The 12,466-nt window shown below is 63.4% G+C and carries 9 protein-coding genes; all 9 read left to right on the top strand.

The window, feature by feature from the left end; translation table 11 throughout:
* The first annotated feature begins 13 nt into the window (after window positions 1-13).
* The 9 genes from HMI59_RS12055 (at window position 14) to HMI59_RS12015 (ending at window position 12,466) form a co-directional block, all read left to right on the top strand.
* The gene (locus HMI59_RS12055; RefSeq protein WP_166186296.1) at window positions 14-781 is read left to right on the top strand and encodes an SDR family NAD(P)-dependent oxidoreductase; all 768 of its coding nucleotides are present in this window, start codon (window positions 14-16) and stop codon (window positions 779-781) included.
* A 53-nt stretch (window positions 782-834) separates the two neighbouring features.
* A complete protein-coding gene (locus tag HMI59_RS12050; RefSeq protein ID WP_193591451.1) occupies window positions 835-2,592 on the top strand; it encodes an IlvD/Edd family dehydratase in 1,758 nt (585 codons plus the stop codon).
* 32 nt (window positions 2,593-2,624) lie between these two features.
* The gene (locus HMI59_RS12045) at window positions 2,625-3,638 is read left to right on the top strand and encodes a D-2-hydroxyacid dehydrogenase (protein WP_193591450.1); all 1,014 of its coding nucleotides are present in this window, start codon (window positions 2,625-2,627) and stop codon (window positions 3,636-3,638) included.
* Window positions 3,639-3,668: 30 nt separating this feature from the next.
* Window positions 3,669-5,126, top strand: a complete 1,458-nt coding sequence (locus HMI59_RS12040; RefSeq protein WP_193591449.1) for an APC family permease — start codon at window positions 3,669-3,671, stop codon at window positions 5,124-5,126.
* Between the two features lie 24 nt (window positions 5,127-5,150).
* Window positions 5,151-6,161 carry an inositol 2-dehydrogenase gene (iolG, locus tag HMI59_RS12035; protein ID WP_193591448.1) on the top strand — a complete coding sequence of 337 codons (1,011 nt, stop codon included), beginning with the start codon at window positions 5,151-5,153 and terminating at the stop codon, window positions 6,159-6,161.
* A 322-nt stretch (window positions 6,162-6,483) separates the two neighbouring features.
* Window positions 6,484-7,368 (top strand): ATP-binding cassette domain-containing protein, encoded by an 885-nt coding sequence (locus tag HMI59_RS12030; protein WP_166186301.1) that lies wholly within the window; start codon window positions 6,484-6,486, stop codon window positions 7,366-7,368.
* The gene (locus tag HMI59_RS12025) at window positions 7,365-8,363 is read left to right on the top strand and encodes an ABC transporter permease (RefSeq protein WP_021472189.1); all 999 of its coding nucleotides are present in this window, start codon (window positions 7,365-7,367) and stop codon (window positions 8,361-8,363) included. The genes HMI59_RS12030 and HMI59_RS12025 overlap by 4 nt, the downstream gene beginning before the upstream one ends.
* A gap of 69 nt (window positions 8,364-8,432) precedes the next feature.
* Entirely contained in the window at window positions 8,433-9,401 is a 969-nt protein-coding gene (locus HMI59_RS12020) for a sugar ABC transporter substrate-binding protein (protein WP_021472190.1), read from the top strand.
* Window positions 9,402-9,508: 107 nt separating this feature from the next.
* Complete coding sequence (locus HMI59_RS12015) at window positions 9,509-12,466, top strand: FAD-binding and (Fe-S)-binding domain-containing protein (RefSeq protein ID WP_166186302.1); 2,958 nt, start codon at window positions 9,509-9,511, stop codon at window positions 12,464-12,466.

Below are 12,466 nucleotides of genomic sequence, written 5' to 3'. Positions count from 1 at the left end.
GGAGCCGTCGACGATGATGCACCGCAGCCCGTGGAACCGGACGGAACCCTTGCGGGTGATCGTCACAGGAGCGACGTCCGGCGTCGGAGAAGCGACCGCGAAACTGTTCGCTGCCCGTGGTGCCCGGGTAGCGCTGCTGGGCCGCCGCCCGGGGGAGCTGCTGCGCGTTGCGGGAGAGCTCGACGGCGGTGCGCATCACGTGGTTGCCGACGTCGCCAGTGCAGAATCGGCCCGGAACGGCGTCCGGGGAGCCATTTACGCCCTCGGCGGGCTGGACGTGGCAGTCAACGCTGCGGGCGTTGCCGGCTACGCGGCCCTTGAGGACCTGGACGAGGACCGCTGGCGTGAGGTGCTGGACACCAACCTTTCCGGCACCTTCTACATCGCGCGGGAAGCGGGCCTCCACATGCGCAGGTCCGGGGGAGGGTCGATTGTCAACGTTGCCTCGGACCTCGCAACCATGGGCGTTGCAGGACTGGCCCACTACTGCGCTGCGAAGGCCGGCGTCGTGGGGCTGACCAAGGCGCTGGCCCTTGAGTTGGCGCCCTCTGTCCGTGTCAACGCCGTCTGCCCCGGGCCGATCGACACGCCCATGCTGCGCGCCGGCCTGGACGCCGCGCCGGACCCGGTTGTGGCCCTGCGGCAGAAGGAGAGCACCGTCCCGCTCAGCCGGCTCGCGGAGCCGGAAGAAGTGGCGGCGGCCATCTACTTCCTCGCCGTCGAGGGCACGTTCGCCACTGGTACCAGCATGGCGTTCGACGGCGGCACTTCGGCCGCTTAGCAGCCGCACCCAAGACCTCATCAAGACAAACAAGCCAAGGAGCTTTGAAGGTTATGTCCGACTCGAAGTACAACGATCTCCGCAGCGCACGCTGGTTTGCGCCGCACGACCTCACCGGATTCGTGCACCGCACCGCTATCCAGGCCGAAGGCTTCTCGCGCTTCGCCATTAAGGACCGGCCGGTCATTGGCATCGCCAACTCCTGGTCGGAGCTGGTCAACTGCAACATCCACTTCAAACTGCTTGCCGAGGCCGTGAAGCGTGGCGTCCTGATGGCCGGTGGTTTGCCGCTGGAGTTTCCCACCATCTCCTTGGGCGAGAGCCTGATGAAGCCCTCGGCCATGCAGTTCCGCAACCTGATGGCCATGGACGTCGAGGAATCCATCCGCGCCTACCCTCTCGACGCGATCGTGCTGTTGGGCGGCTGTGACAAGACCGTCCCCGCGCAGCTCATGGGAGCCGCCAGCGCAGACATTCCCACCATCATGCTGACCGGCGGCCCCCAGGAGCCCGCCCACTTCCGGGGCAAGCAATTGGGTGTCGGGACGGACACCTGGAAGTACGCCGATGAACTGCGGGCAGGAAAGATCACCGAGGCCGACTTCGACGAACTTGAGTCCGCCGCCAAGCCCTCCGCCGGGCACTGCAGCGAAATGGGCACGGCCTCCACCATGACGTCCCTCGTTGAGGCCTTGGGCATGTGCCTCCCGGGCAGTGCGTCCATCCCCGCCGTCGACGCCCGGCGCGGGCAAGCCGCGGAAGCCACTGGCCGCAGGGCCGTTGACATGGCCCTGTCAGGTCCGAAGCCCAGCGAGATCCTGACCAAGGAAGCGTTTGATAACGCCATCACGTTGCTGATGGCCGTAGGTGGCTCCACCAATGCCGTGGTTCACCTTTTGGCACTTGCCCGCAGGGTGGGTTACGAACTTCAGCTGGACCGGTTCCACGAGATTTCGCAGCGCACTCCGCGGATCGCCAACGTCCGCCCGTCCGGTGAATACCTCGTGAAACAGCTCTTCGAGGTCGGCGGCATCCCCACGGTGCTGAAGGCCCTGGATCCGCTGTTGCACCGGGATGCCTTGACCGTCACGGGCGAATCCCTCGCAAAGGGCTACGAATCGGCACCTGAGCCGGACGGCGTCGTCGTGAGCACGCTTGAGGCGCCGTTCGATGCATCCGGTGGCATCGCCGTCGTTCGCGGCTCGTTGGCCCCGAACGGTGCGGTGATCAAGCGCAGCGCAGCCTCCAAGGACCTGCTGCAGCACAAGGGTTCGGCCATAGTTTTCGAGGACATCTACGACCTTGGCCGCAGGATTGACGATCCGGACCTGGACATCACGGAGGACTCGGTCCTGGTGCTCCGCAACAGCGGCCCGGTGGGTGCGCCCGGAATGCCGGAATGGGGCATGCTGCCCATTCCGCAAAAGCTGCTGCGCAAGGGCGTCCGGGACATCGTGCGGATCTCCGATGCCCGCATGAGCGGTACCGCGTTCGGCACCACGGTGCTGCATGTGTCCCCTGAAGCTGCCGTGGGCGGTCCGTTGGCCATTGTCCGGGACGGCGATCCGATCGTGCTGGACGTCGAAAACCAGCGCCTGGACCTCGACCTCCCCCAGGAGGAGATCGAAGCCCGGCTCGCTGACCTCAAGCTTCCGCAGCCCAAGTATCGCCGCGGCTACGGTCGACTGTTCATTGACCACGTCAACCAGGCTCACGAGGGCTGCGACTTCGATTTCCTCAAGGGCCTCCCTGATGAGGAACCGCAGCGCCTGCCGTATGGCCTGATGAGCGGCTGGCAGGGCGGCTGGTGAGAAGCCGCGACGAGGAAGGACAGGGAACGGGCATGTCACGACCAAAAGTAATCGTCATCGTCCAGGACGGCCGGCCGTTGCCTCCTGTGGAGCGGCTGGACGCCGAGGCCGAGGTAGTGGTGGTGCGGACCGCCGAGGAGTTCCGGGCCGCGCTGCCCGGAACGGAGATCCTGTTCCTCAACGATTTCCGCACCAAGCTCTTGCACGAAGTTGGCCCGGGGGAGTTGCGGTGGATCCACACCTCCAGTATCGGCGTGGACAGCCTCATGACCGAGGAGATCATCAATAGCGAGATCGTGGTCAGCAACTCCCGTGGAGTGTGTGAACGCCCCATCGCGGAGTGGGTCCTGGGTGTCCTGTTGATGTTCACCAAGGACCTGCGCCGAACCATCGAACTGCAGCAAGCAAGGACCTGGCAGCACCGGGAAACCGAACCGTTGCTGGGACGCAAGGTCCTGGTGGTCGGCCCTGGACCCGTGGGGCGCGAGACAGTCCTGCTGCTGCGTGCGGCGGGCATGGATGTGTCGGTCGTCGGGCGGACAGCGCGTGAGGATAAGCAACTGGGCACCATTGCCTCCTTCGAGGAGCTGGACCTGCTCCTTGGGGAGGCCCAGGACGTGGTGCTGACGGTGCCGCTCACTGAGGAGACCCGCGGGCTGTTCAACGCTGCACGCTTTGACAAAATGCGTCCGGGAGCACGGTTGGTCAATGTGGGCCGCGGGGCCGTGGTGGTGGAACAGGACCTGCTCGACGCCATCGACGCCGGGCACGTGGGTGCAGCAGCCCTGGACGTTTTCGAGAACGAGCCGTTGGCAGCTGAAAATCCACTCTGGAGCCGCAGCAACATCCTGGTCTCGCCCCACGCCTCCGGGGACCTGGTCGGGTGGCGTGGCCGGGTTGTGGACTGCTTCGCAGCAAACCTGCAGAAGTGGAAGACGGGCGAGCCGCTCAATGACATCGTGGACCTGAAAAAGCTTGGCGGAACTGCTCCAAAACCCCTGTCCCAAGCTGGTACAGTGCTCCCACAATCCGCGTCGATAGTGTGATTCAGCACTCAAAACTGCGACGAGGATTACATGTCAAGCACAACAAAAGGGAAGCAGACGCCTACCCGGACCCAGGAAGACAAGCTCAGCGGCAACATGGGGGTGGGCGAGCTCGTGATGAACGTGCTCGCCTTCTCCTCCCCGCTGACCACCGTTGCAGGCACCCTGCCTGTGATGCTCCTTTTCAGCGGGCACACGGCTCCGGGCATCTACCTCCTGGTGACGTTGATGCTCCTGATCTTCTCAGTGGGGTTCGTCAGGATGAGCCGCAGCGTGGACGCTCCAGGCGGCTTCTATTCATTCGTCACCGCCGGCCTTGGCAAGCCGGCCGGTCTTGGTGGTGCACTGTTGGCGCTGGTGGGTTACATCTTCATCGGCTTCTTTGCGCCGTCCCTCTTCGCCCTCACCCTGCAGGGCTTTGTGGTAAACACCCTGGGTGGTCCGGAGATTCCGTGGTACTGGTACGGGTTGGGCATCATCACCGTCACCACGCTGTTGGCTTACAACCGCATCGACTTGTCGGCAAAGGTCCTGACGGTAGTCATGTTGCTGGAATCGGCCGTGGTGGTCATTTTCGATGTGGCCGCGTTCGCGTCGGGCGACGTGTCACAGGGTGTCGGGTTCTCCATGCCCTGGATCACCGACGCCGGGTTGGGCCTGGCCCTGTTGTTCGCCGTGGGAAATTTCTTCGGGTTCGAAGCGACGGTTATCTACCGGGATGAAGTGAAGAACCCTGACCGGACCATTCCCAGGGCCACGTATCTGGCGGTGGTCGGCATTGGCCTGTTCTACGCGGTGGCCGCATGGGCCTACACGGCATTCCTCGGCGCCGACAATGTCCAGGACGAGGCCAAAGCAAACACGGTGAATCTGTTCAACGACGGAGCCACTGTGCTGGTCGGCAAGATTTTTGCCGATATCGGGGTGGTCCTGTTGATCACGTCGATCCTGGCCTCCATGCTGTCCATCCAGAATATTGCGGCCCGGTACAGCTTCTCGCTGGCGGCCGACGGGGCGCTGCCGAGGATCCTCGGCCGCGTCCACCCACGGCATAAGTCCCCCTATGTTTCGGCGGTGGGCGTGGGCATGGTTTGGGTGGTTGCCACTGTGGTGTTCACCCTGGTGGGGGTTGCTCCCGAGGCCCTCTATCCGATCGCCAGTGGAAGCGGCACGTTCTCGGTCCTGCTGCTGATGTTCATTACGAGTTTCGCGGTGCTGGTCTACTTTGTGCGCCGCCGCAGTTTCGCTCCCGAATCCGTGTGGAAGACCATTGTTTCCCCCATCGTCAGCGTGTTGTTCCTTGGCCTGATTACTTATCTGGCAATTGCGAATTATCCCGAGCTGATCGGCGGATCGGCCGTCATGACGGCAATTTTCATGACATTTACTTTTGCTTTGTTCATCGGCGGCATTATTTATGCATACTTCCTGCGTTCAAAGCGCCCCGAGGTCTATGCGCGTTTGGGCCGGCAGAAGATTGATCAATAACTACTGCATTATTGGAGGGCTGCAATGACGCAACAGATCAGGGTTGGCCTGTTCGGGACCGGGAGGATCGGTCAGGTGCATGCCATGAGCCTGGCAACGTTGGAAGAAGCGACGCTCACTTGGGTGTGCGATCCATACCTGGAAGGTGCCAAGCGGACTGCTGCCGAGTTCGGCGGCAGGGTCAGTGACGACCCCGCCGAAGTCTTTGCTTCAGGGGAAGTGGATGCCGTCATCGTGGCCTCTCCGACCGCTACCCACGTGGAACTCATTGAACAGTCGATCGATGCAAATATCCCCGTGCTGTGTGAGAAACCTGTTGACCTGGAGATTGCCCGGGTTGATGCACTCCGGGCCAAGGCGGCTGCTGCGGATGTTCCGATCGCTTTGGGGTTCAACAAGCGTTTTGACCGGCATTTTGTGGAACTACGGCGGCGGGTGGGGGCCGGGGAGATCGGTGCCTTGGAGCAGCTGATCATCACCAGCCGGGATCCAGGGGAGCCGCCGGCGGCTTACCTGACCCAGTCCGGCGGGATTTTCCGGGACATGACCATCCACGACCTGGACATGGCCCGCTACTTTCTTCCGGACATTGTGGAGGTCTCGGCCCGCGGTGCCAACGTCTTCAGCGAAAGCATCCGGGAGGCGGGCGACTTCGATTCCACCGTGGTCACCCTTCGGGGTTCCAACGACCAACTCGTGACCATCCTCAACTCAAGGCATTCCGCGTACGGCTACGACCAGCGCATCGAGGCCTTCGGCTCCACCGGTTTGCTCCAGGTGGCCAACAAGAACGACAGCCTGGTGCGGCATTGGGGCGCGCGTTCCGTTGAGGGGACAAGCCCGTACCAGAACTTCTTCCTGGAGCGCTATGCGGAGGCGTACCGGCTTGAAGTCGCCGAGTTCCTGCGCGCTGTCCGCGGCCTGCCCTCCCGGAGTCCCGGCTTCGAGGACGGCCGTGCTGCCTTGGTCCTGGCCGACGCGGCGGAGAAGTCAGCCCGAACAGGCGCTGCCATTGCCGTGGATTTGTCAGCGTAGCCCTTTGACTGCCCGGCTCGGGCACGGATTCTTTCGCAACAATCCGTGCACGGGCCGGGCATTTCCCTTTTAACTCCGGCTAATTGCGATTGATTCGTTTCCTATGGCAACAATTTCTGCAAGCCGTGTTCCAAAGTGGCACACACGCCGTTGCATCGCGTCCGTCAAAGTTCAAGTAAGTGAAACAGAGTGGCGCAGGTCACGCGGTTTACGGGTGTCTTTGGATTTCCCGCCTCCGCAACGTCAAACAATGTGGTTGGACGGACCATCGCCAATGGTGTTTCACCGGTTCATTTGCTTGGCCCTATCAATCGAGGATGAGATGACCGATGCACCACCGGTGACAGCTCCACTTGTCGCCCTCAAGGACATACACAAGACATTCGGGGCGGTGTCCGCTTTGCGCGGCGTCAGCATCGATGTCATGCCCGGCGAAACCTTCGCTCTGCTAGGAGACAACGCCGCCGGCAAATCAACGCTCATGAAAGTGCTGACGGGCGTCTACCAGCCCGATCGGGGCGCCATTGAGCTGGATGGAAAACGGACCGAGTTTCCTACGCCGTCCGCTTCCCGGGACCAGGGTGTCGAGATGGTCTACCAGGACTTTGCCCTGGCAGACAACCTGGACGTACGCACCAACATCTTCCTTGGCCGGGAACCACAGAAGAATATCCTCGGTCCGCTGGTGCGGATCATCGATCGCAAGAAGATGGAGTCCGAGACCAGGCGCGTGCTGGAGCGCCTGGACATCCCCATCAACCCGCGCCTGAAGGTCAAGCGCCTCTCGGGCGGTCAGCGGCAGGCCGTGGCCATTGGGCGCGCCCTGGCATTCGATGCACGTCTGATCATCATGGACGAACCCACTGCCAACCTGTCGGTGGCGAAGGTGGACAAGTTGATCGAAGTCACCCAGCGGCTCAAGGATCTGGGGATTGCAGTCATCATCATTACCCACCGGCTTGACGAAGCCTTCGCAGTGGCAGACCGCTTCGCTGTCATGCGCCAGGGGCAGGTGGTGGGCCGGTTCCGCGTCGGCGAGGTCTCGGAAGCCCAGGTGGCCCACCTGATCTCCCACGGCACCTTGGATGAGTACGTCGACACTGGAAGCGGCATCCCCGATGACCGCCGCAAGATCGGAAGCACGTCAAGCAAGGAAGCCGTTGATGCCATGGCCGTTGGCGGACCTACAACCGGGAGCGACTCATGAGCCTCACCATGGACAACCTCAAGACAAAATTAGGACCCGCCGATCTCAAGGAGGGCCTGACGGCCACCAAGGTCAAGCGGTTCATTGGGGACTACGGGATCATCATCCTGTTCGTGGTGATCCTCATCGTCCTCGCCGCGGCCGCGCCGAATTTCCTGACCCTGAACAACATCGTGAATGTGGTCCGGCAGTCATCGATTATCGGCTTGATCGCGCTGGGAATGACGTTCATCATGATCACCGCGGGTATCGACCTGTCGGTTGGTTCGGTCGTCGGCTTGGCGGGCATGACATTCGCCATCCTGGCACCCGCCAGTGGCGGCGCCTTCTGGCTCCCGCTGATAGCCGGCCTGGGTGTGGGACTCCTGGTCGGTTTCCTCAGCGCAGCCATGGTTGTCTGGGGAGCAATCCTTCCCTTCCTGGCCACGCTGGCCACCATGGCCATAGCCCGTACCGCAGCCCTGGTCATCACTGACGGGCAGGTTGTTTCCGGGTTGAGCGGACCGGCCGAATGGCTGGGCTCCGGATTCCTGGGTCCCGTTCCGGTCCCTGTGATCATCTTCCTGCTTGCCGCCATCATCTGTGAATTTGTGTTGAGCCGTACCAAGTTCGGCTCCCATGTGTACGCCGTGGGCGGCAACGAAGAGTCGGCCAAGAAAGTGGGCATCTCCACCAGCCGCGTGCTCTTCACCGTCTACCTGATCGGTGGCGTGACGGCTGCCTTGGGCGGTCTTGTCCTGACGGCCCGCCTGGATGGCGCCGCACCCGTGGCAGGTACCGGATACGAGCTCCAGGTGATCGCCGCCGTCGTGATTGGCGGTACGAGCCTCTTCGGTGGCGTCGGCACCATCCGGGGAACCGTGATCGGGGTCCTGCTGCTGGGCGTCGTCATGAACGGCATGAACCTGCTCGGCGTTTCCTCCTACTACCAGCAAGGCGTACAAGGCGTGATCCTCGTCCTCGCCGTGCTGCTGAACCGCTGGAAATCCGACTAGTCCAGCACCCAACCAACGCAACACCACCATCTCCAAGCGCACAGACAAATACCACTGAAAGGATCAACCATGGGAATGCGACACAAGCTCGCTGCGGCCACAGCCATGTTGGCTGCCGGAGCCCTGACCCTCACCGGCTGCGGAGGCAGCAGCAACGCCAGCGGTTCCGAACAGTCCGGGAAGAGCTACAACATCGGCGTTGTGGTCCTCGACCTGCAGGACCCGGATTTGGCGCACATGACCGACGCCATGAAGAAGACGGCTGAAGAAAAGGGCGTCAAGCTCAACATCACCGACTCCAAGAAGGATGTGGGCAGCGAACTGAACCAGGTTGAGGACCTCCTCACCCGCCAGGTGGACGCTGTGATCATGCAGCCGCTGGACGGGGATGCCAGCCAGAACGCCGCCAAGCGGGTCATCGCTGCCAACATCCCGTTGTTCATCCTGTCCACCGAGTTCGCGGAAGGCTCTGATGTCGGCTACAAGAGCTACATCGGTGTCGATGACACCGTAGCCGGCCAGATGCAGGCCGAGTACCTCAACAAGGTCATGCCCGACGGCGGCAACCTGGTGTTCGCCGCGGGCATCTACGGTGCCTCGTGGACCGACCGCCGCAAGTCCGGATTCGACAAGACGATCAACAAGAACTTCAAGATCGTGGCCGAATTCCAGGCCAAGGGCAGCCGTGATGACGCCAAGCGCAACATGGAAGACACCCTCCAGCGCTTCCCGTCCGGCCAGATTGACGCCGTGGTGGCCAATAACGACGAGATGGCCATTGGTGCCGCGTCGGCCATTGAGGACGCAGGCCGTACGGCTGAGTTCAAAGCGGTAGTCGGCGTCGACGGAACCGAGCCTGCCTTGCAGGACATCAAGGCCGGCACCATGTCCGCGACGGTCCGCCAGGACTCTGCGGGGCAGGGCGTCAAGGCAGTGGAGGTTGTTACGGACTTCCTCAACGGCTCCAATGTGGACAACCGCTACACGCTGCCATTCACCCTCATCACCAAGGACAATCTGTCCGAGTTCCTGAAGTAGCCACTTCCGCATAAGGAAACGGGCACAGCGGATTCCGTCCGCTGTGCCCGTTCTGTTTTGGCACAGTCCGCCTGGCGGGCCTCCGCCTAGACTTCCAAAGGACCACTATGGAAAGGGAGAAGTCGATCATGCCCCACGGCGACGGCGGAGACTCAACACTGACGCGGCTGCTTGCCCGTCTGCGCGGGCAAGGCATCGAGGTGGATGATTCTCCGCGTCGCCTCTCCGAATACTCCTATGACGCCTCCAACTACCGCGTCCGGCCTGCCGCCGTAGCTTTTCCGGCAAACGTCGACGACGTCCGGGCAGTCGTGCGCGAATGTTCGGCCCTGGGCATATCCATCACGCCGCGCGGCGGCGGCACGTCCATGGCGGGCAATGCGATAGGCACTTCCTTGGTGCTGGACCTGTCACGCCGGATGGCGGCCGTGGAAAAGCCCGACGCCGGCGAGGCAGCAGTGTGGGTGGATGCCGGCGTGGTCCTCGGTGAGCTGCGCTCGTACATAGAGTCCGTCACGGCAGGCATGTTGACCTTTGCTCCCGATCCCTCATCCATGACCCGGGCCACCGTGGGCGGTTCGATTGGCAACGACGCCTGCGGCAACCACTCAGTGGCCTATGGACGCATGACGCAGCACGTCGAGGAGGTGGAGCTCGTTACGGCTGACGGTGCCTACCTGCGCGCCGGGCGGAACTTCCTCAGCGCCGTCGATCACCGGGACGGGCACTCCGTTGCCCGGGCAGCAGAGCTGCTCCACGGGTTGAAGGGGCTCGCCCAGGCCAACCTGGCTGCACTCCGGGTAGAACTGGGAAACATCCCGAGGCAGGTCTCGGGTTACCACTTGGGACACTTGTTGCCCGAGAACGGCCTGGATGTTGCCGCTGCCATGGCCGGCAGCGAAGGCACCTGCGCCATCGTGGTCAGGGCCAAGGTACGCCTGGTTCCCAAGCCGCGCACAACAGCGCTGCTGTGCCTCGGTTATGCGAACACCATAGATTCCGCCCGCGACGTGATGACCATCCTCGCCGCCAAGCCAAGCGCCATCGAAGGCCTCGACGCGTCAATTGTGGACATTATGCGCCACAGGCGTGGTGCCGGCAGCGTTGACTCCCTGCCGCAGGGCAAGGCGTTCCTGATGGTCGAATTCCCGGGGGACACGATTCAGCAGGCCTCGGCTGCTTGTGAGCGGCTGCTGGCCAAACTCGCCGCCGACGGCAGGATCCTCGATCATGCCCTGGTCACCGAACCCCTGGAGCGGGCCAAGCTCTGGCGCGTCCGTGAAGACGGGGCAGGGCTGTCATCCCGCCGGATTGACGGGATCCAAACATGGCCGGGCTGGGAAGACTCCGCCGTTGCCCCGGATCGATTGGCGGACTACCTCGCGGAGTTGCTGCCCCTCGTGGAGAGGTACGGCTACACCGCTTTCATGTACGGACACTTCGGCGCCGGCTGCGTCCACATGCGCCTCGATTACGATCTCCGCAGCGACAACGGACGTCAAACGTTCGAGGACTTCACCCGGGAGGCGGCCAAGCTCGTGGTGGCCCACGGCGGGTCACTGTCCGGAGAACATGGCGACGGTCGCGCACGCAGCGAACTGCTGGAGGTGATGTACACACCGGCAATGCTGGGCATCTTCAAAGCTTTCAAGCACCAATGGGACCCTGCAGGAATCCTCAATCCCGGAATCATCGTGGACCCCGAACCCTTCGCCGCGTCGCTTGCCTTGGCGGGTGTTGCCCAACCCGGCCCCGGCCACGGCGAGCCCGACGCGGCGCCGGGTACCGCCGTCGTGCATTCTGCAGGAAACCGTGAACTGCTCCCGGTGGTGAGCCCGTTCGTGGGCAACACGCACGCATGCATCGGGGTGGGGCGCTGCCGGGCGACGTCCGGCGGATTCATGTGCCCCAGCTACCGCGCCACCAAGGACGAGAAGGACTCCACGCGGGGACGGGCAAGGGTTCTTCAGGAACTGGTACGGGCCAAGGGAACCAGCCATGACGGCTGGTCCAGCCCCGAAGTCCGCGAGGCCCTGGACCTCTGTTTGTCGTGCAAAGCGTGTTCCGCCGACTGTCCCACGGGAGTGGACATCGCCGAAGCAAAATCCGAACTGGTGGATGAACATTACCGGGGCAAGGTCAGGCCGTTCACGCACTACTCCATCGGTTGGCTGCCGCGCTGGCTTCCGTTTCTGACGCGCATCGCGCCGATCGCCAACGCGGGAACCGCTGTCCGCCCCTTCCGCATCGTTGGTGAATGGCTGGGCGTCAGTGCACGACGCCGGCTCCCGGACTTCGCGAAGCGGGGCCGGATCCGGCGCCGGGTACGTGAGGCACGCTTCACGGACAATGCCGACCTCCTCCTGTTCATCGACAGCTTCACCCGCGCCTTCCGCCCCGAAGTAGTCCCGGCCGCTGCCCGGGTGCTGCGCGACTCGGGCACCTCCGTGGGCTGCACCCCGGACGCTTGCTGTGGCCTGACATGGATCTCCACTGGTCAACGTGACGGGGCGCGACGCCGGCTGGAACGGTTGATTACCAGGCTCGACGACGGCACGGACCGGCCCATCGTGGTCCTGGAACCGAGCTGCGCGGCCACTATCCGTGACGAGGGTCCCAAGATGGTGGGCGGGGCGGCGGCTGCGCGGGTAGCTGCCCGGGTCCGCTCGTTCTCCGTCGCCGTTGATGAAGCGATGTCACGCGGCTGGAGGCCCACGGCCCCAGCGCCGGAAAAGGCCGTACTGCAAACCCACTGCCATGAACACGCCGTGTTCGGCTCCGGCGCCCAGAAGCGCGTTCTCCAAGCCTGGGGCGTGCCGGAGCTCGTGGAGTCGTCCTCATGCTGCGGAGTTGCCGGCAACTTTGGCTTTGAGGCTGAACACTTCGACGTGTCCATGCAGGTAGCCCGGCACTCCCTTGCGCCGGCGCTGGCAGCCGGCGGCGGGGCGCTGGTCCTGACAGACGGGTTCAGCTGCGCCATGCAGGTCTCGCAGCTTGATTCCAATCGCTCCAGCCTCCATTTGGCGGTGGCGTTGGATCCCGGACCGTCCCGCGAAGCCGGGTAG

Origin of the sequence: Paenarthrobacter sp. YJN-5 (assembly GCF_015040095.1) — a bacterium.
GTDB lineage: Bacteria > Actinomycetota > Actinomycetes > Actinomycetales > Micrococcaceae > Arthrobacter > Arthrobacter ureafaciens.
Note: the sequence above shows the minus strand (reverse complement) of the source record. Positions and strands in the feature narration are given on the sequence as shown.